Here is a 19359-nt window from a genome sequence, read left to right as displayed (position 1 = left end):
CTGGTAATTGCCGCTGGCAAGAGAAACGCTACGCCCCCGCGCCGAAAACGACAAGATCCTTTTTCGGCCTTCCGCAGAGCCCCGCCGAGCGCCGTCAGCCGAGGATCTCCTCCGGGGTGTTGTACGCGGGCTTGTCCCGCATGTCCCGGATCCTCGCGACCACAAGCGCGCCGTCCTCCGCCCCGAGCACCACGCCGAACTCCTCTTCGAGCACACGGGGCGTGTCCTCCGGGGCGACCTCGACGGCGCTCAGCGTTTCGACCGGGGTCGCGACGCGCAGCTCGCCCTCGTTGAGCACGACCATCTGCTCCGCATTGATCCGAGACACGCGCGGGCTCTTGCGGAACGGCGATCTGGGATGGGTCGATAAAAAGTGGTTCGTGTAGAGGTTGTCCACCGGATAGCGGGGAACGTCGGCGAAAGCGCTCAAATCGACCCAGCCGTCCTCGCGGAGGCCCGAGAGCACCCACTCGCCGTCCTCCCGCCGTATCGCGTGCTCCCACCGGCCGACCACGCTGCGCGCCCCGTCTTCGAGCCGCACCGGCTCGAGCGGCCCCACCCCGAAGCCCACGTCGCACGCGTACGCGAGCCCGTCGACCTCCGCCCAGACCACCGCGTGCGACAGGCCGGTGATCTTTTTCGCCCCCATCCTGACCCTGGCGGAGCGGCATTCGACATGAAAGCCGAGGGCGGAGAGCGCCGCCGCGAAGAGCGTCGTTCGCTCCTCGCAGGTCAGGCCTCGGCGACCGATGGTGATCTTGTCCAAGACCCCTGTGGGGTCGAGGACTGCGGGCCTGCCCAAGACCATGTCGATGTTGTCCCACGGAATGCTCGTGGCGTCCGCGAGCTGCAGCGCGCGCAACGTCTCGAAAGTCGGCTCCGCTCCCCCCGTGTAGCCGATCCTCGTGAAATACCGGTCGAGGTCGAATCCTTCGAAGCGCCACACGGAGGAAGCCGCCTGTGCCGTGCCCTCCTGTGCCGGGGTCGCGCTGCTCACACCGCCAAGCTTAATCGGCTCCGGCCCGCCAGGACGCCTGTTCCCGAGCAATCTGGCAACTCGCCGCCGCGCGCCCGCGCGGCCCTGCTCACCGCTGCCAGGGCAACGCGAAGTGCTGGCCGTACGCGGCGAGGAGCCCGTTGCCGCCGAGCAGGTCGAACACCTGCCAGATCAAGCTGCGCACCAGTGAGCCGACGGGGTTCGGGAGCAGCAGGATGCCGAAGAGGACGAGGAAGCCCCATTGCCGGACCGGGTGCAGCTTGCGCTGGGTCTCGTAGGAGAGCCACGGCTCGATCGCGCCGTAGCCGTCGAGGCCGGGGATCGGCAGGAGGTTGATCACCAAGGCGAAGACCTGCAAGAGCCCGAGGAACTGCACAGCGGACCAGAACACGAAGTGCCCGGGCCGCAACACACCGCCGCCAGCGCCGTCCCAGTCGATCCACGCGAGCGAGGCCTCGCCCGCCGCGCCCGCGCCGAGCAAGACCACGGCGGCGAGGAGGTTCGCCGCGGGCCCGGCCAGCGAGATGATGCTGCGCTGCTTCTTGCCCATCCATTGCGTGTCGAGGTAGACGGCGGCCCCCGGCAGGCCGATGCCCCCGATCAGGATGATCACCAGGGGGATCACCAACGAGTTGATCGGATCGGTGTAGCGGCGGATGTCGAGGTCGAGGTAGCCCTTGATCGCCACGTCGTGGTCGCCGAACCGCCACGCGGCGAAGGCGTGGCCGAACTCGTGCAGGCACAGCGTCGTCAACCAGCCCGCCAGGACGAAGACGAAAGCCCCGAAAGTCGCCAACGGCCCGCCTGGCTCGCCGATCCAGGCGAGCGCTCCGCCGAACGCGGTGGCCGCGAGTATGCCGAGAAAGACAGGGCTGGGCCGGATCCCCTTGAACGCGGAGGTGTGATTCACCCGATCACCGTACCCGTCGCGCCGTGTTTCTTCAGGGCAAGGCTCTTCAGGGCAAGACCCGGCTCCGCCCGAGCAAGGGCTCGTCCGCGGCGCGATCTGCCCCGCGAAGAGTTCATCTGATGAACAACTTGTTGAATTCTTCGGACGCATTGCGGTTCGGCTCGCACAAATTCCGCCTTGCCTTTACAATCCCTCGTTATGAGATTGTTATCGACCTTCATCGCCTCCGCAGCACTCGCCGTAGCCCCGATGGCCTCGGCTTTGTCCACCGCTTCCGCGGACGAGAACTGGAACGCCGCCATCGCCGTCTCGCCGAGCACGGGGGCGATCGGCACGATCTCCGGCCCCGCGACCCGCAAGACCGAAGAGGGCTTCGCGAAAGACCTCTGCGCCCGCAACGGCGCCACCGACTGCAAAGTCGTCACCAGCTTCACCAACGCCTGCGCCACTGTCGCCAAGGGCGTCAAGACTGGCAAGGACGACGACGGCAAAGAGGTGAAGAACGCCCAGTTCTTCGCCGAGCTCGGCGATGACGACGACACCGACGCGCGCGAGGTCCGCGTCCTCGACGCCTGCAAGGCCGGGGCGCAGGAGTGCGTGCTGGTCACCACCTACTGCGCGGGCTTCGAGTCGAAGCTCGGCCGCTGAGCTTTCGAGCCTCAGGACCGGAATAAAGCCTGGTCCCTCAGCTCGTGCCGTTCCGCGAGGATGTCGCCGAGCGGGTCGGAGAGCTCTTGCAATCCGCTCGCGGCCCGTTCGGCCGTCTCGTCGCAGAGCGCCGAGAGGCGCAGCGTCGCCGCCGCCATGAGCGAGGGGTCTAAGGCGAGCAGGCGTTGAGCCGCCGTCGCCGCGGCGCTCATGGACGTGTAGACGAAGAGCCCCGCCACATCGCCGGGGGGCAGGCCGAGGTGAGCGCCGAGCGCGCCGAGCACAGTGGACAGGTGGGGCCTGCTCAGATGGGGCTGGTTCGGCAGCGCCGCCGCGAAATCCGGCCAGCTCGTCCTGGCCAGCCGGGCCAGCCCTCTGCCCTGCTCCCGAGACGCGTCCCTTGACGCGGGCGAGGGGGTCCGCGAGTCCGCGAGACGCTCCGCCCGCGCCACGTCGCACCGCCCCGCCGCGAGGTGCGCGGCGATCGACGCGCCCGTCAGGCCCGTGGTCTTCGCCTTGCGCACGAGAAACGCCTCCGCGCTCGCGAGGTCGAAGACCATGCCCGAGGCGATCGCCTCCTCCATCGTGCCGGAGTGCGCGTGCGCCCCGGTCGGCAGCCGCGAGTCGGCGAGCGCGAGCAGGAGGGCGGACACGGGGCTCATCGCACCAAAGGATAGCGCGCCGATCAGGGCACGATCGCGTCCACGTATCCGCCGTCGACCCGGACGGCCGCCCCGGTCGTCGCCGACGCGAGCGGGGAGCTCAAGTACGCGACCAGGTTCGCGACCTCTTCCGGTTCGATGAGCCGCTGCAGCAGCGACTGCGGCCGGTATGCCTTCATGAACTCGCGCTGCGCCTCTTCCCACGGCAGGGACTTGTCCACCAGCTGGTAGACGAAGTCCTCCACCCCGCCGGTGTGCGTCGGCCCCACGATCACCGAGTTCACCGTGACGCCGGTGCCCGCCGCCGCTTTGGCGAAGCCGCGCGAGACGCCCAAGAGCGCGGTCTTCGACACCCCGTAGTGGATCATCTCGGCCGGGATGGCGATGGCGGAGTCGCTGGCGATGTACTGGATCCGGCCCCAGCCCTTCGCGGTCATCGCCGGGAGGTACTGCTGGGTGAGCCGGATCGCGGAGAGCACGTTGACCTCGAAATAGCGCCGCCACTCGGCGTCGGAGATCTCCAGCGGCTCCGCCGAGCCGAAGATCCCGAGGTTGTTCACGAGCACGTCGACCTCGGGCAACGCCTTGGCCGCCGCGGCGGCGCCCTCCTCTGTCGCGACATCGGCGACGAGCGCGACCAGATCGGCGCCTGGAACCTCGCCCCGCAGCCGGTCGGCAGCGCCGTCCACGCTGGCCTGCGAGCGGCCGTTGAGCGCGACGCGGGCGCCGCTGGCGGCGAGCGCTTTCGCGATGGCGAAGCCGATGCCCTGCGTGGACCCGGTCACCAGGGCGGTCTTTCCGTTCAAATCAATCTGCATGCGCAATATAGTACGCACACAAATATTGCGTATGCAAGTTTCTCTGCGTCCCCGAATTCGGCGGGCTAGAACAGCAGAACTAGAACAAGAAGTAGCGCTGCGCCATCGGCAGCACCTCGGCGGGCTGCTCCTCGAACACCTCGCCGTCCACGCGCACCGTGAACGTGTCCGGGTCGACCTGGATGTCCGGAGTCGCGTCGTTGAGCTTGAGGTCCGACTTGCGCACGGCGCGCACGTCTTTCGCGGCGACCAGGCGCCTGCGCACCGCGAGACGGTCGGCGAGGCCCGCCTCCAGCGCGGCGGGGGCGACGAAGTGCACCGAGGTCTGCGGGGCCGCCGCCGCGCCGAACATCGGCCTCGGCAGCACCGGCTGCGGCGTGGGGATCGAGGCGTTCGCGTCGCCCATCTGCGCCCACGCGATCATGCCGCCCTTGAGCACCAGATGCGGGCGCACCCCGAAGAACGCGGTGTCCCACAGCACGAGGTCGGCGAGCTTGCCCGGCTCCACGCTGCCGATCTCGTGGTCGAGCCCGTGCGCGATCGCCGGGCAGATCGTGTACTTGGCGACGTAGCGGCGCGCGCGGAGGTTGTCGGCCAGCCCGCCCCCGGGCAAAACCCCCCGCCTGCGCTTCATGACGTGCGCGGTCTGCCACGTGCGGATGACCACCTCGCCGACGCGGCCCATCGCCTGGGCGTCGCTGCCGATCATCGAGATCGCCCCGATGTCGTGGAGCAAGTCCTCCGCCGCGATCGTGGACGGGCGGATGCGGCTCTCCGCGAACGCGAGGTCCTCGGGGATCGCCGGGTTCAGGTGATGGCAGACCATGAGCATGTCGAGATGCTCGTCGATGGTGTTCACCGTGTGCGGCCGGGTCGGGTTGGTCGAGCTGGGCAGCACGTTCGTGTGCGCGGCGACCGTGATGATGTCCGGTGCGTGCCCGCCGCCCGCGCCTTCGGTGTGGTAGGTGTGGATGCCCCGCCCGCCGATCGCGGCCAGGGTGTCCGCGACGTAGCCGAGCTCGTTGAGCGTGTCCGTGTGCAGCGCGACCTGCGTGCACGACGCGTCCGCGACCCGCAGGCAGGCGTCGATGGCCGCGGGCGTCGCGCCCCAGTCCTCATGGATCTTGAAGCCGCAGGCGCCCGCGCGCAGCTGCTCCCACATGCCTTCCTCGGACACCGTGGAGCCCTTGCCGAGCAGGACGAAGTTCATCGGCTGGCCGTCGAGCGCCTCCAGCATCCGGGCCAGATGCCACGCCCCCGGGGTCACCGTGGTCGCCTTCGAGCCCTCGGCCGGGCCGGTGCCGCCGCCGATCAGCGTGGTGAGCCCGGAGCCGAGCGCCTCGGGGATGATCTGCGGACAGATGAAATGCACGTGGCAGTCGATCCCCCCCGCCGTGAGGATCTTCCCGTTCCCCGCGATCACCTCGGTGGACGGGCCGATCACGAGGTCGGGGTGCACGCCGTCCATCGTGTCCGGGTTCCCCGCTTTCCCGAGCGCGACGATCCGCCCGTCGCGGATCCCGACGTCGGCCTTGACCACCCCCCACCAGTCGAGCACTACCACGCCGGTGATGACGGTGTCGGGAGCCCCTTCCGCGCGGGTCGCCCGCCCCTGGCCCATCGACTCGCGCAGCACTTTCCCGCCGCCGAACACGGCCTCGTCTCCCGCGAGGCCGGGGCCCCCGCAACGGTCCTCGGTGACCTCGATGAACAGGTCCGTGTCCGCGAGGCGGATCCGGTCGCCGACGGTCGGCCCGTAGAGGCCCACATAGCGGACCCGGTCGATGCGGCTCATTCCTCGACCCCGTCTTCGCTGCTCTCTTCTATGATCTGGACTTCCACGGGCGCGCCGAGGCTCCCCGGCGGGTCGAGGCTCAGACCTGGCACGTAGCGGGCTCCGCCGAGCGGCGTCAGGAAGACCTGCTTGGCCACGCCCGGCTCGAAGCGCACCGCCGTGCCTGCCGGAATGTCCAGCCGCAGCCCGTGCGCGCGATCCCGGTCGAACCGCAGCGCCGTGTTGGCCTGGGCGAAATGGACATGGCTGCCGACCTGCACCGGCCGGTCGCCGGTGTTGCACACCTCGAACGGAATCGACGGCTTGCCCTCGTTCAACTCGATATAGCTGGGGGCGTAGCCAGTGGAGCCGAGTATCTCGCCAGGAATCATGCGATCACTGTACTTGAGCAGCAAGTTCGTCCGCTCGGCCTGGGTTGCGTTCCCGGTGCGGCAAATGGTTGCCCCGAAGAGCGGGCCGTGCCAGGCTACAGCCATGGCCGAACACGACCCAGAAACCGCGGCAACGCCGCCGCCCGCCCGGCGCGGGCTCGGAGCCGACTGGTGGGCGGTGATCGCCAGCGGGGCGGTCGTCGCTTTGGCCGCGCTCGGCGTGCTGCCGAGGATCCCCTGGTGAGCGCGGGGACGGCTGCGGCCGAGCGCGCCACGGCCGCCGAGGAGCCGGAGGACTCGCCGTTCGACGGGCCGGTGTTCAACGGGCCGCTGACCGTGCGAGGCGCGCTCGCGCTCCTCCCCGGGATCGCGCTCCTGCTCGCGGTCGGGCTGGCGGGCAAGTGGGCGCAAGCCGAGCTCAAAGCCATCGGAGCCGCCACGCACACGCCGCTGCCCGATATCGAGTACGTGCTCTGGGCCATCCTCTTCGGCCTCGTCATCGTGAACACCGTCGGCGTTCGCCCCGTGTTCCGGCCCGGAGTCGCCACATACGAGTTCTGGCTCAAGGCGGGCATCGTCCTGCTGGGAGTCCGGTTCCTGCTCCTGAACCTCGTCAAGCTCGGCGGGCTCGCCTTCGTGCAGATCATCGTGGACATGGTGGTCGCGGGCGCGGTCATCCTGCTCGCCGCGCGGCTGTTGGGGCTCTCCGGCAAACTCGGCTCGCTCCTGGCCATCGGCACCTCGATCTGCGGAGTCTCCGCGATCGTCGCGGCCAAGGGCGCGATCCGGGCGAAGAACTCCGAAGCCGGCTACGCCATCGCCGCGATCCTCACGCTCGGCGCGGTCGGGCTGTTCACCCTGCCCGCGCTCGGCCACGCCATCGGCCTCACCGACCACGAGTTCGGGCTGTGGGCCGGATTGGCCGTGGACAACACGGCGGAGACAGCCGCGACCGGCTACTTGTACTCCCCCGAGGCGGGCAAGACCGCCGTGTTGGTCAAGTCGGTGCGCAACGGGCTGATCGGCTTCGTGGTGCTGGGCTTCGCCATCTACTGGGCCGCTCGGGGCGAAGGGGAAGCGCCGCAGGGCGGCGCCGCGCGGGCGAAATTCCTCTGGCAGAAGTTCCCGAAGTTCGTCCTCGGCTTCGTCGCCGTCGCGGCTGTCGCCACGGCGGGCCTGTTGAGCAAGGGGCAGATCGCCAATGTCGACAACCTGTCCAAATGGGCGTTCCTCTTGACCTTCGCGGGAGTCGGCCTGTCCACCGACTTCCGCCAGCTCGCCAAGTCCGGGTGGCGCCCGTTCCTCGTCGCGGTGATCGGCCTCGTCGTGGTCGCGGCGATCTCGTTGGGGCTCGTGCTCCTCGCCTCCCGCGTGCTCGGCTGGTACCGCTGAGCCGCGCCCGGCGCCCGAAAGCCCGGCCCGGCGCTCACACAACCCAGTCGAAGCCGCCGTCCGCCTCATCGCGGACCACGCCGAGCGGGGCTTGCAGCGCAGAGCCGGGCCGAGTCGCCACATGCGCGGTGAGCAGGCGCAGCCCCTCGTCCGCGCAACGCGCCAACAGCTCCCGCCGCGTCCGGACGGCCTGCTCGGGGTCCGCGTCCCCCACGAACCGCAGATCCGGATAGCGCGCCTGGACCGGGTGGTGGAGCACGTCCCCGGAGAGGATCACGCCGTCCCCGCCGTCGCGGGCCTCCACCGCCAGATGCCCTGGCGTGTGCCCCGGAGTCGCGAGCGTCGCGACTCTGGCGGCGCCGAACGACAGGATCTCCTCCCCCGCCTCGATGAGCTCGTGCTCAGCTTGTTCGAGGATCGGCAGGACGGAGTCCTCGTACATGTTGCCGACGTCCTCGGAGAGCGCCCCGAGCAGACCGCTCGGCCCGACCGTCCTCGCGAACTCCAGCTCCGCCCGGTCGAAGAGATGGACCGCGTTCGGGAAGCTCGGCAGCCACGCCCCGTCTGCCAGCCGGGTGTTCCAGCCGCAGTGGTCCGGATGCAGATGCGTGTTGACCACGATGTCGACCCGCTCGGGGTCGAAGCCCGCCCGCACGAAGCGTTCGAGGTAGTCCGTGCCGAGCTGGTGCAGCTCGGACATGTTCGGCCGGGTTTTGTGGTTGCCCGCGCAGGTGTCCACGACGATCACCTTGCCGCCGAGCTCGACCACGTAATTGCGCAGCGCCACGACCCACGTCGTGTCGTCGACGACCGCCGCGGGGTAGTGCTCGGCCGCCACTGCCGCTTGCTCCGGGGTCAGCTCGGGGAACCAGCCCCGAGCGGGGAACTCCCACGGATAGAGCTCGACGAGCTGGGTGATCTTGATCTGGCCGATCTGGAAAGTCGTGTGGGACTCGTGCACGACGGCTGCAACTCGCCCTGCCCGACGTTTATTCCGACCGCCGCGCCCCCACAAACGAGGATAGCCTAGCCTTATATTCTTACCCGGAGAGACGCAGACCCGGAGAGACGCAGAAAGGCCCGAATGACACGACCTCGCCCCGGCCTGCCGCGCCATATCGCGCCCGGCCCCGCATGGGTGCCCGCGCCGCCCGCGCCGAAGCTCGAAGCCCCCTTCCGCGTGCGCCCAGCAGACCCCGACACGGACGCGCCGCTCGTCGCCGCATGGATGCGCCAGCCCGAGCTCGTGCGGGGCTGGGAGCAGGACTGGCCCGACGAACGGTGGCGCGAGCAGCTCAAAGCGCAGGCCGACGGCTCGTACTCGCTGCCCTGCATCGTCGAGTCCGACGGCAAGCCCTGCATGTACCTCGAGATCTACCGCGCCGCGCAAGACTCGATCGGCGACCGGTACGAGGCAGGCCCCTTCGACTTGGGGATGCATGTCGCGATCGCCGACCCCGCCATGACGGGCAAGGGGCTCATGACGAGCCTGCTCCCCCGCCTCGTCGCGAGCCTCCTCGAACTCGATCCGCGCTGCGAGCGCGTCATGTTCGACCCCGACCACCGCAACGCGGGGGCCCGGCGGGTGCTCGAACACGCGGGCTGCGCGTTCCTCGGCGAGCATCAGATGGCCAATCGGCGCATGGCGCTGTACGCGCTGGCCAGGGCGGCGGATCGCGAGCGTCACCCGATCGGGTGATGCACCGTCACAAGCTTGGTCCCGTCCGGGAACGTCGCCTCGATCTGCACGTCGTGCAGCATCTCCGGAATGCCTTCCATGACGTCCTCGCGCGCGAGCACGCCCCGCCCGGAGTCCATCAGCTCGGCGACCGTTCGCCCGTCCCGCGCCCCCTCCAGGACATGGTCCGAAATGATCGCCACCGCCTCGGGGTGGTTGAGCTTGAGGCCGCGCGCCTTGCGCCGCCTGGCCAGCTCTGCGGCGTAGGAGAGGAGCAGGCGCTCTTGCTCGTGCGGGGTGAGCAGCATCAGCTCCCGCCCTCGCCGAAGTAGATGTTGTGCACTCGCAGCTCCCCTGCCGCCGCGAGCTTGCCCTCGTCGTTCACGATCTCAACGCGCCACAGCTGCTGGCTCTTGCCCTGGTGCACCGGGACCGCCTTCGCGCGCAGCGTCGCCCCCGCGCGGGTCGGGCGGAAGAAGTCGGTGGCGTTGTGGACCCCGACGCAGTACCCCTTGCCGCCGAGCCACACGGTCCCGCCAACGCTCGGCAGCGTCTCCACCACCGAGGCGTAGATGCCGCCGTGCACAATGCCGTGGGGCTGGAGGTGGTCTTCGGTCACGGCGAGCTCGGCGGCCACCGAGGCGCCGCTGATTTCTCCGTAGCGCAGCCCGAGGAACTTGTTGAACCCCGTGGGATCGTCCATCTGGAGCGCTTCCAACAGGTCTGGGTCGAGGTCTGCCATGCGGACCATCGTAGCCGCGCGCCCGCGCGGGAGCGGCGGGGCCGGGGAAGAAAAAAGTCGGTGTCCCGCCCACCACCAGCGTGGCGGGACACCGACTTCGATCCGGACTTCGCCGCAGCCCTCGGCTCCGTCCGGCGAGTTCCACTATAGGTAAGGCTAACCTTTCTTGTCAAGGGGGTAGGATATACTGCAATGATGCACGGCCTTGGCGAATTGGAACGCGCGGTGATGGAACGCCTCTGGGCTTCCCCCGCGCCGCTCACCGTGCGCCAAGTGCACGAGGAGCTCGCGGCGGACCGCGACCTCGCCTACACCACGGTGATGACCGTGCTCCAGCGCCTCGCCCGCAAACGCCTCGTCATCCAGCGCCGCGAAGACCGCGCGCACCGCTACTCCCCCGCCCAGCCCCGCGAGGACCTGGTGGCCGCCCTCTTGGTCGACGCGTTGGGCCAGGCGCCGGACTCCAGCGTCCGCGCCGCCGCCCTCGTCCGGTTCATCGGCCAAGTGAGCCCCGGCGAGGCGCGCGCCATGCGCGAGGCGCTGCGTCTGCAGCAAGAGCCCGACCCCGTGGCCCCGAACGGGGCGGACGAAGGGTGACACCCGTCGCCTTCGGGACCCTCGCCCTCCTCCTCGCAGGGCCGATCCCGGCGTGGCTGGCAGCCTCGCGGTGGCCGCAGCGCGCGCCGCGCGCCGCGCTCGTGCTGTGGCAGGCCGTCGCCATCGCCGCCGTGTTCTCCGCCTTCAGCTGCGGGCTCGCCATCGCGAGCCGGGTGCTCCTGCCCGGCCCCGACGGCCGCCCGACACAAGACGTCCATGCCCAGATCGCCACGCTGGGCTGGCCGATGTGGGTGTTCTGCGTCTCCGTCTTCGCCTTGACGCTCCTGGTCGGGGCCCGGCTGAGCTACTCCGCCGTCCGCCTCGCGGTCTCGCTGCGCGCCCGCCGGGCCCGGCACCGCATGCTCGTGGACCTCCTCACCAGCGACCGGCGGATCCCCGAGCACGCCGAGGACGACCTTCGCCTGCTCGCCGCCGAGGAGCGGTTCGCATACTGCCTGCCGGGCCTTCGGCATCGGCTGGTGCTCAGCCATGGGACCGTCGACTCGCTCGCGCCGAGCGAGCTCGAAGCGGTGATCAGCCACGAGCGGGCGCATCTCCGGGCCCGCCACGACCTCATCCTGGAGGCGTTCACCGCGATCTACGAGGCATTCCCCCGTTTCGTCCGATCCGCCGCCGCGCTCACCAGCGTCCGCATGCTCGTGGAGATGCTGGCCGACGACCACGCGCGCTCGGTCGTCGGCGCGGCCCCGGTCGCCCGCGCCCTCATCGCGCTCGCCGACACCGCGGCCCCGGCGGGGGCTATCGCCGCAGGCGGCGAGTTCACCTTGGACAGAGTCCACCGGCTCTGCGCCCCGGAGCCGTCGCCATGGATCTCCGTCCCGGCCTATCTCGCAGCCTCCGTGGTCTTGGTCTTCCCGACTATCGCCCTCGCCGTGCCATGGCTCGAAGAGCTCTCCCGGCTTCTCCGCTAGCCGTCGTCCCCGTGCGGGACGAGAGACAAGCGGGGACAACCAGATTGCTCGCCCTCACAAGGACGATCCGCGTCTTACACGCTAGGGTGTAAGGGTGAGCATTCCCACCGGCACAGCACAAATCGGAGTCACCGGCCTCGGCGTCATGGGCGCCAACCTCGCGCGCAATCTCGCCCGCCATGGCCACACTGTCGCGCTGCACAACCGCAGCGCCGGACGCACCGACGCCCTCCTCGAAGCCCACGGCTCGGAAGGCGAATTCGTGCGCACCGAGACCATCCGCGAGTTCTTGGACGCGCTCGAGCGTCCGCGCCGCGCCCTCATCATGGTCCAGGCAGGCGCTGCCACCGACGCCGTGATCGAGCAGCTGGCCGCCGAGATGGAACAGGGCGACATCATCATCGACGGCGGGAACTCGCTGTTCACCGACACCATCCGCCGCGAGGCCTCGCTGCGCGAGCGCGGGCTGCACTTCGTCGGCATGGGTGTCTCCGGCGGCGAGGTCGGCGCGCTCGAAGGCCCGTCGATCATGCCCGGCGGCCCCGCCGAGTCCTACAAATCCCTCGGCCCGCTGCTGGAGTCCATCTCCGCGCACGTCGACGGCGTCCCCTGCTGCACCCACATCGGCCCGGACGGCGCAGGACACTTCGTCAAGATGGTGCACAACGGCATCGAGTACTCCGACATGCAGCTCATCGCCGAGGCGTACCAGCTGCTCAAGGACGTGCTCGGCCTGCCTGCGGGCGAGATCGCCGACATCTTCCGCGAGTGGAACACCACTGAGCTCGAAAGCTACTTGATCGAGATCACCGCCGAGGTGCTCAGCCACAAGGACCCGCGCACCGGCAAACCGCTGGTAGACGTGATCGTGGACGAGGCCGAGCAGAAGGGCACCGGCCGGTGGACCGTCAAATCGGCGCTCGACCTCGGCGTCCCGGTCACCGGCATCGCCGAAGCGGTCTTCGCCCGCGCGCTCTCCGGCTCCCGCGCGCAGCGCAAAGCCGCAGTGGGCCTGGCCTCCGGCCCGCTCGCCGAGAAGCCGAACCTCGACGGGTTCGTCGAGGACGTGCGCCAGGCGCTCTTCGCCTCGAAGATCGTCTCGTACGCCCAGGGCTTCGACCAGATCAAAGCGGGCAGCGATGAGAACAACTGGGGCGTGAAGCCCGGCGACCTCGCCACGATCTGGCGCGGCGGCTGCATCATCCGGGCCAGCTTCCTCAACAAGATCAAAGAAGCCTACGACGCGGATCCGGAGCTGCCCAGCCTCCTGCTCGCCCCGTACTTCACCGACGCGGTGGCCCACGCGCTCGGCTCGTGGCGCAAAGTGGTGGCGACCGCCGTCGGACTCGGCATCCCCGCCCCTGCATTCGCCAGCACCCTCGCCTACTACGACGGACTGCGCGCCGAGCGCCTGCCCGCGTCGCTCATCCAGGGGCTGCGCGACTATTTCGGCTCGCATACCTACGCCCGCACCGACGACGAGGGCAAATGGCACACCCTGTGGTCCGGCGACGGCTCCGAAGTCAAAGGCTAAGAGCAGCTCGACCACTTCGGCTCGACAGTGCCCACGCGCCCGCACCGACGACGAGGGCAAATGGCACACCCTGTGGTCCGGCGACGGCTCCGAAGTCAAAGGCTAATCGTCAAAGAGCGATCTTGACGTTCTGCTAATATCCACGATGTGAGCGACGACCCTGGAAGTACCGGCGCGGGGGTGACACCCTCGCGCTAGGCGCCGACCGCGCGCCTGTTGCGACATAACTATGCCGCATATTTTGGTACAAGTCCTGAGCATCCTCGGTTTCCTGGCCCTCACGGCTGGGACAGCGGTGTTCGTCGCCGCCGAGTACTCGCTCACCACGTTGGAGCGGGGCAGGGTCGAGACCGATTACCGGCTGAGGAACGACCGCCGGGCGAAAGCCCTCGTGCGGGCGCACCGCCACCTGTCGTTCCAGCTCTCCGGGGCCCAGCTCGGCATCACCCTCACCACGCTCGCCACCGGCTATCTCGCCGAGCCCGTGCTCGCCGACGTGCTGCGGCCCTCGATCGCGTTCCTCGTCCCCGAGCCCGCCGTCCACGCCGTCGAGTCGGCCGCCGCGCTCGTCGTGGCGACCTGCCTGTCGATGGTGCTCGGCGAACTCGTCCCGAAATACCTGGCCATCGCCAAGCCGCTGACCCTCGGGCGCACGACCGCGCCGTTCCAAGTCCGGTTCTCCGCGTTCTTCGCGCCGGTGATCCGGGGCCTGAACCGCGCGGCGAACGCGGTGGTGCGCGGCTTCGGCGTCGAGCCCGCCGAAGAGCTCCGCTCCGCCCGGTCCCCGAGCGAGCTCGTCGTCCTCGTGCGCAATTCCGCCGTGCACGGCGCCTTGGAGAAAGAAGAGGCGCAGCTCATCGACCGGTCTTTGCGGTTCGGAGAACGCCGGGCGGAAGAAGTCATGACCCCGCGATCGCGCATCGTCGCGCTGTTGGCCGACAACACCGTGGACGAGCTGCTGCGCATCTCGGCCGAGACGGGGCACTCGCGCTTCCCCGTCCTCCCGGCGGGCAGCAGCGAACAAGTCTCCGACCTCGACGAGGCCCTCGGCTTCGTCCACGTGCGCCAAGCCGTCGAGGTGCCGAGGGCGCAGCGCGGGCACAGCCTGCTGGGGACGCTCGCGCGCCCAGTCTCCTCCGTGCCCGCGACATTGGACGGCGACGCGCTCATGACGCAACTGCGCCGGGAGAAAATGCAGGTCGTGTGGGTCGTGGACGAATACGGCGGCACCGCGGGCATCGTCACGCTCGAAGACCTCGTGGAAGAGATCGTCGGGGAGGTCACCGACGAGCACGACGACGGGGAGGAGCTCGCGATCCAGCCGGTCGACCCGCAGGACGAATTGGCGGGCTGGGTCTGCTCGGGACTGCTGCGCACCGACGAGCTCGACGAGGCGACCGGCTACCGCAGCCCGAACGGGGATTTCGAAACCGTCGCGGGCCTCGTGCTGCACGTGCTCGGACGCATCCCCGAGGTCGGCGACGAGCTGCAGCTCCCGCAGATCCACGCCGACGACGAGGACGAGACCCTCCTAGTGCCCTCCTCGTGGTGGGTCCGGGTGCTGGAGATGGACGGCAGACGCATCGACCGGCTCTGGCTCGGCGAGCGCCAGACGGGGAACGGGCACGCATGATCTGGGGAATCATCGGGTTCGTCGCCCTCATCGCTGTCAACGGCCTGCTCGTTGCAGTGGAGCACCGCCGCGTTGACCTCCGCGCGCAAGGCAGGCACGCATGATCTGGGGAATCATCGGGTTCGTCGCCCTCATCGCTGTCAACGGCCTGTTCGTTGCCGCGGAATTCGCGTTGATCTCCGCGCGCAAAGACCGGCTGCAGACCCTCGCCGACCAAGGCAGCCGAGCTGCGCAAGAGGTGATCGCGATCGGCGGCAGGCTGCCCGCGCTCATCACCGGGGCGCAGCTCGGCGTCACCCTCGCGTCCCTCGCCCTCGGGTGGATCGCGGAGCCCATGTTCGCGGCGGCGCTCGGCAAGGTCGCCGAGCTCGCGCACGCGCCAGCCGTCCTCGCCCACCCGGTCGCGCTCGTCCTCTCCCTCGCGCTGGTCGCGTCGGTCCACGTGCTGTTCGGCGAGATGGTGCCGAAGAACCTCGCGCTCTCCGGACCGGAGCGGGCCGCGATGCTCCTCTCCGGCCTGCTGGTCGCGTGGGTCCGGATCACCGCGCCGGTGACCTGGGCGTTCCAGAAGACCGCATCGGCGATCGTGCGCCTCCTCGGCGTCGAGCCGAAAGAGGAGTTCGACAGCGCTGTCTCCGTGGCCGAGCTCGGGGCGATGATCAGCGAGTCGCGCAAAGTGGGCCTCCTGGACGAGGAGGAGCACCGCAGGCTCACCCGGCTGTTGTCCATCGGCGACCGCGCGCTCGCCGAAGTGGCGATCCCGCTCGAACAGGTTGTGAGCCTGCCCGCCCGTCTCGCCGCGAACGGCAGTGTGGCAGGCCCCACTGCGGCGCAGATCGAAGCGGCTGTCGCGCGAACGGGGTTCTCCCGTTTCCCGGTCCGCCACCCCGCCCCCGACCAGCAAAGCCGACCGCCCGTCACGGCGGAGCCGGGAACGATCCGGCAGAGTCCGGCGACGAGGCCCGGCGGGGCGGGCTCGGGCGGCTTCCTCGGCTACGTGCACCTGAAAGACGCGTTAGCGCTCATGACCAGCGACGCTCGGGGCGCGGACGAGCTCGGCCCGCAGCTTCGGCCCTTGCCGCAGGTGTCCGCCGCCCTCAACCTCGACGACGCGCTCGCCGCGATGATGGCGGAGTCGACCCAGCTGGCCCTCGTGGTCGGCGAGGAGGGCGCGGTCGTCGGCCTCGCCTCGCTCGAAGACCTCGTGCGGGGTTTGATGGACGGTCCGAAAAATCCGCTCGGCAGGTCCGACTAGCATGGAATTATCCACGTAGCCAATAAGGAAGGTCGTCATGTCTGAACGGGTCAATGTCCACGGGTTCCAAGTCGCGAAAGAGCTCTACGACTTTGTGACGGACGAGGCGATCCCCGGCACCGGCGTGGACCCTGCTGCTTTCTGGTCCGGCTTCGCCGAGATCTTGGCCGAGCTCGCCCCCCGCAACCGCGAGCTGCTCGCCCGCCGCGACGAGCTCCAAAGCGCCATCGACGAGTGGCACCGGAGCAGGCGCGACGGCTTCCAGCCCGACGCGTACCAGGCGTTCCTTCGCGAGACCGGCTACCTTGGCGAGCAGCCCGAGGACTTCGCCGTCACCACGGAGAACGTGGACGTGGAGATCTCCGGCACGAACGGGCCGCAGCTCGTGGTGCCCCTGCTCAACGCCCGCTACGCCCTCAACGCCGCCAACGCGCGGTGGGGCTCCCTCTACGACGCGCTGTACGGCACGGACGCGATCAGCGAGGAGGACGGGGCCGAGAAGGGCAAGTCCTACAACCCGGTGCGCGGGGACAAGGTCATCGCCTACGCCCGCAAGACCCTCGACGTGATCGCCCCGCTCGAGGAAGGCAGCCACATCGGCTCCACCGCGTACACGATCGCAGGCGGCAAGCTCCTCGTGACCACCGCCGACGGCCGCCAGGCAGGCCTGGCCGACCCGGAGGTCCTCGCGGGCTGGGTCGGCGAGCCGTCCTCGCCGACCGCCGTCCTGCTGGTCCACAACGGGCTGCACGCGGAGATCCAGATCGACCCGCAGAGCCCGGTCGGCCAGACCGATCCCGCAGGCGTCAAAGACGTGCTGATCGAGTCGGCGATCACCACGATCGTCGACCTCGAAGACTCCGTCGCCGCCGTTGACGCGGCGGACAAGGTCCTCGGCTACCGCAACTGGCTGGGCCTGAACACGGGAACGCTCACCGAAGCGGTCGTCAAGGGCGGGAAGACCTTCACCCGTTCCCTGAACCCGGACCGGGCCTACACCGGCGCGAACGGCGGGCAGGTCGTCCTTCCTGGCCGCTCGCTGCTCTTCATCCGCAACGTCGGGCACCTCATGACCATCGACGCGGTCCTCGACCCGCAGGGCCGGGAGATCCCCGAAGGCCTGCTCGACGCGCTGGTCACCTCGCTCGTCGCCCTGCACGGGATCAAGGCCGACAACCAGTGGCGCAACTCCCGCGCCGGGTCGATCTACATCGTGAAGCCGAAGATGCACGGCCCCGCCGAAGTCGCCTTCGCCGTCGAGACCTTCCAGAAGGTCGAGGCCCTGCTCGGCCTGCCGGAGAACACCATCAAGGTGGGCATCATGGACGAGGAGCGGCGCACCTCCGCGAACCTCAAGGCGGCCCTCTACGCCGCGCGCGAGCGCCTCGCGTTCGTGAACACCGGCTTCCTCGACCGCACCGGCGACGAGATCCACACCAGCATGGAGGCGGGCCCCGTCGTCCCCAAGGGCCAGCAGAAGGCGCAGACCTGGTACAACGCCTACGAGAACCACAACGTCGACGTCTCGTTGCACGCCGGGCTCGCGCACCACGCGCAGATCGGCAAGGGCATGTGGGCGATGCCGGACCTCATGGCCGCGATGATCGAGCAGAAGATCGCCCACCCGCTCGCCGGGGCGACCACCGCATGGGTGCCCTCCCCCACGGCCGCGACGCTGCACGCGCTGCACTACCACGAGGTGGACGTGTTCCGCCGCCAGGACGAGATCGCCAAGCGCGAGCCCGGCCCGATCGAGGACCTGCTCACCCCGCCGCTCGGCGACCCGGCGAAGCTCGGCGCGGCCGCGCTGCAAGAGCAGCTGGACGACAACTGCCAGTCCATCCTCGGCTACGTGGTGCGCTGGATCGACCACGGCGTCGGCTGCTCGAAGGTTCCCGACATCCACGACATCGGCCTCATGGAGGACCGGGCGACGCTGCGGATCTCCAGCCAGACCCTGGCGAACTGGCTGCACCACGGCGTGATCACCGAGGAGCAGGTCGTCGAGAGCCTCAAGCGGACGGCTGTGATCGTGGACGAGCAGAACGCGGGCGATCCGGCCTACCAGCCGCTGGCCCCCGACTTCGACTCGAACATCGCCTTCCAGGCGGCGAAGGAGCTGATCCTGCAAGGCAGGGAGCAGCCGAGCGGCTACACCGAGCCGATCCTGCACCGGCGGCGCAAAGAGTTCAAAGCACGCCAAGCGTCACAGGCATGATCAACGTCCTCGACAAGAACAGCGGCTGGGGCTTCCTCCCCCTCGCCCTGCTCATGGCGGCGTGCGGCACGGACCCGGCGGGTCCCGCGACGACGAGCCGGGTCAAGGCAGACCCTTCGGCCTTCTTCGCGGGCGAGCTGCCCGCGTACGCGCGAGACCTCGACGGCACCTCGCAGTCGACGCTCCTCGTGCTCCGCGCCATCCGCAGGGCCGACCCCTGCGGCCTCGTCCCGAAGGACGATCTCGCCAAGTCTGCGCCGCCGCTCGTCAAAACGGCTCCCGCCGACACGCTCGACTCGTGCAAGCTCTCGTTCGCCGACGACGGCGCCGGGGAGTCGTTCGAGGTCGGGCTCGTCCCCGACGCCGACCGCAGTCCCGGCGAGGAGTACTTCGAAGTGGACGGGCAAGCCGTGTACCAGGGCCGTTCGGGCGATCTGGCGACATGCTCCTTCTTCTTCGACTCCGGGCTCGCCAAATACCCCGGAGCGCCGAGGGACGTGCCCGACGCGAAAATCCAAGTGCGCGCCTACCGGCACGACAACCCCTGCGGCCTCGCCAACTCGGTGACCACTGCCATCGTGAAAGCGAAGCCGATCAGCATCCCCCTGCGCGCCGTCTCGGAGAAAATCCTGGACCAAGACCCCTGCGCGGTCGTCGCCGACGAGGAAAAGGCGAAGCTGGATTTCGCGGACACGACGGCCTACCGCTGCGGTTTGGTGTCGGTCCCGGACGAGCGCTCGCTCTGGGCCGAGTTCCGCAGGCTGCCGGAGAAGGCGGTCGCCCCGTTCCAGACGAGCAAAGAGGGCGACGTCCCGGTGTGGACGGACCCTGCCGCGACCCCTCTCGCGCAGGTGCTCGCCGCTGTCGCCCCGCCGCCGCCGAAAGGCGCCGCGCCGGGCAAACGGCTCCCGGCGACCCCTGCCGCGAAGCCCAAGGCTCCCACCGGGCCGCGCTGCACGGCGTATGTGAAAGCGTCTGAGCCGGGGCAGGACCCGGCCGCTTCGCCCGCACCCGGCGCGCCGCAACCGGCGGCAAACGAAGCCGAGCCCGTCTACGTCGTGGTCAGCGGACAGATCGACTGCGCGCAGGCCAAGCACCTCGCGGGCGAAGCCGCGAGACGCGTGAGCCAGTGAGCTGCTGGGCTAGTGCGCAGGCGGGCTGCTGGCGGGCTCCGTCG

The 19359-nt window shown here is 69.6% G+C and carries 20 protein-coding genes; 11 read left to right on the top strand and 9 right to left on the bottom strand.

Annotation, left to right across the window (positions count from 1 at the left end; all coding sequences use genetic code 11):
- Nucleotides 1-94: 94 nt before the first annotated feature.
- Together ACRC20_RS09345 and ACRC20_RS09340 are read right to left on the bottom strand one after the other, a co-directional pair.
- Nucleotides 95-997, bottom strand: a complete 903-nt coding sequence (locus ACRC20_RS09345; protein WP_438686081.1) for an arylamine N-acetyltransferase family protein — start codon at nt 995-997, stop codon at nt 95-97.
- An 88-nt stretch (nt 998-1085) separates the two neighbouring features.
- Nucleotides 1086-1907, bottom strand: coding sequence for a site-2 protease family protein (locus tag ACRC20_RS09340; protein ID WP_438686080.1), 822 nt, complete (start codon nt 1905-1907; stop codon nt 1086-1088).
- 198 nt (nt 1908-2105) lie between these two features.
- Between ACRC20_RS09340 and ACRC20_RS09335 the strand changes: the two genes are divergently transcribed.
- Entirely contained in the window at nt 2106-2555 is a 450-nt protein-coding gene (locus ACRC20_RS09335; protein WP_438686079.1) for a DUF4189 domain-containing protein, read from the top strand.
- Between the two features lie 11 nt (nt 2556-2566).
- Here the strand turns inward: ACRC20_RS09335 and ACRC20_RS09330 are convergent, their stop codons facing one another.
- The 4 genes from ACRC20_RS09330 to ureB form a co-directional block, all read right to left on the bottom strand.
- Nucleotides 2567-3217, bottom strand: coding sequence for an urease accessory protein UreF (locus ACRC20_RS09330; RefSeq protein WP_438686078.1), 651 nt, complete (start codon nt 3215-3217; stop codon nt 2567-2569).
- Between the two features lie 23 nt (nt 3218-3240).
- Entirely contained in the window at nt 3241-4035 is a 795-nt protein-coding gene (locus ACRC20_RS09325) for an SDR family NAD(P)-dependent oxidoreductase (RefSeq protein WP_438686077.1), read from the bottom strand.
- Nucleotides 4036-4114: 79 nt separating this feature from the next.
- Entirely contained in the window at nt 4115-5830 is a 1716-nt protein-coding gene (locus ACRC20_RS09320; protein ID WP_438686076.1) for an urease subunit alpha, read from the bottom strand.
- Nucleotides 5827-6201 carry an urease subunit beta gene (gene ureB, locus ACRC20_RS09315; RefSeq protein WP_438686075.1) on the bottom strand — a complete coding sequence of 125 codons (375 nt, stop codon included), beginning with the start codon at nt 6199-6201 and terminating at the stop codon, nt 5827-5829. Before ureB ends, ACRC20_RS09320 begins: the two co-directional genes overlap by 4 nt.
- Nucleotides 6202-6304: 103 nt before the next feature.
- Here ureB and ACRC20_RS09310 point away from each other — a divergent pair, with 103 nt between their 5' ends.
- A complete protein-coding gene (locus ACRC20_RS09310) occupies nt 6305-6445 on the top strand; it encodes a hypothetical protein (protein WP_438686074.1) in 141 nt (46 codons plus the stop codon).
- 71 nt (nt 6446-6516) lie between these two features.
- Complete coding sequence (locus ACRC20_RS09305) at nt 6517-7593, top strand: YeiH family protein (RefSeq protein ID WP_438686206.1); 1077 nt, start codon at nt 6517-6519, stop codon at nt 7591-7593.
- A gap of 34 nt (nt 7594-7627) precedes the next feature.
- On the opposite strand, the gene ACRC20_RS09300 is transcribed toward ACRC20_RS09305, so the two are convergent.
- Complete coding sequence (locus ACRC20_RS09300; protein WP_438686073.1) at nt 7628-8554, bottom strand: MBL fold metallo-hydrolase; 927 nt, start codon at nt 8552-8554, stop codon at nt 7628-7630.
- A gap of 123 nt (nt 8555-8677) precedes the next feature.
- Between ACRC20_RS09300 and ACRC20_RS09295 the strand changes: the two genes are divergently transcribed.
- A complete protein-coding gene (locus ACRC20_RS09295) occupies nt 8678-9292 on the top strand; it encodes a GNAT family N-acetyltransferase (protein WP_438686072.1) in 615 nt (204 codons plus the stop codon).
- Here the strand turns inward: ACRC20_RS09295 and ACRC20_RS09290 are convergent.
- Both ACRC20_RS09290 and ACRC20_RS09285 read right to left on the bottom strand, forming a co-directional pair.
- Entirely contained in the window at nt 9277-9579 is a 303-nt protein-coding gene (locus tag ACRC20_RS09290; protein WP_438686071.1) for an urease subunit gamma, read from the bottom strand. The genes ACRC20_RS09295 and ACRC20_RS09290 overlap by 16 nt on opposite strands.
- Nucleotides 9579-10013, bottom strand: coding sequence for a PaaI family thioesterase (locus tag ACRC20_RS09285; RefSeq protein WP_438686070.1), 435 nt, complete (start codon nt 10011-10013; stop codon nt 9579-9581). Before ACRC20_RS09285 ends, ACRC20_RS09290 begins: the two co-directional genes overlap by 1 nt.
- A 195-nt stretch (nt 10014-10208) precedes the next feature.
- Here ACRC20_RS09285 and ACRC20_RS09280 point away from each other — a divergent pair, with 195 nt between their 5' ends.
- From ACRC20_RS09280 to ACRC20_RS09250, 7 genes are all read left to right on the top strand, one after another.
- Nucleotides 10209-10610 (top strand): BlaI/MecI/CopY family transcriptional regulator, encoded by a 402-nt coding sequence (locus ACRC20_RS09280; protein ID WP_438686205.1) that lies wholly within the window; start codon nt 10209-10211, stop codon nt 10608-10610.
- Nucleotides 10607-11542 (top strand): M56 family metallopeptidase, encoded by a 936-nt coding sequence (locus ACRC20_RS09275; RefSeq protein WP_438686069.1) that lies wholly within the window; start codon nt 10607-10609, stop codon nt 11540-11542. The genes ACRC20_RS09280 and ACRC20_RS09275 overlap by 4 nt, the downstream gene beginning before the upstream one ends.
- Before the next feature lie 94 nt (nt 11543-11636).
- The gene (gene gndA / locus ACRC20_RS09270; RefSeq protein WP_438686068.1) at nt 11637-13076 is read left to right on the top strand and encodes an NADP-dependent phosphogluconate dehydrogenase; all 1440 of its coding nucleotides are present in this window, start codon (nt 11637-11639) and stop codon (nt 13074-13076) included.
- A 241-nt stretch (nt 13077-13317) separates the two neighbouring features.
- A complete protein-coding gene (locus tag ACRC20_RS09265; RefSeq protein WP_438686067.1) occupies nt 13318-14709 on the top strand; it encodes a hemolysin family protein in 1392 nt (463 codons plus the stop codon).
- Nucleotides 14710-14809: 100 nt separating this feature from the next.
- A complete protein-coding gene (locus tag ACRC20_RS09260) occupies nt 14810-15964 on the top strand; it encodes a hemolysin family protein (RefSeq protein WP_438686066.1) in 1155 nt (384 codons plus the stop codon).
- A 37-nt stretch (nt 15965-16001) separates the two neighbouring features.
- The gene (locus tag ACRC20_RS09255; protein ID WP_438686065.1) at nt 16002-18182 is read left to right on the top strand and encodes a malate synthase G; all 2181 of its coding nucleotides are present in this window, start codon (nt 16002-16004) and stop codon (nt 18180-18182) included.
- Nucleotides 18179-19315, top strand: coding sequence for a hypothetical protein (locus ACRC20_RS09250; RefSeq protein WP_438686064.1), 1137 nt, complete (start codon nt 18179-18181; stop codon nt 19313-19315). The genes ACRC20_RS09255 and ACRC20_RS09250 overlap by 4 nt, the downstream gene beginning before the upstream one ends.
- The last annotated feature ends 44 nt before the right edge of the window (nt 19316-19359 follow it).

Source organism: Segniliparus sp. (assembly GCF_051660745.1).
GTDB lineage: Bacteria > Actinomycetota > Actinomycetes > Mycobacteriales > Mycobacteriaceae > Segniliparus.
Note: the sequence above shows the minus strand (reverse complement) of the source record. Positions and strands in the feature narration are given on the sequence as shown.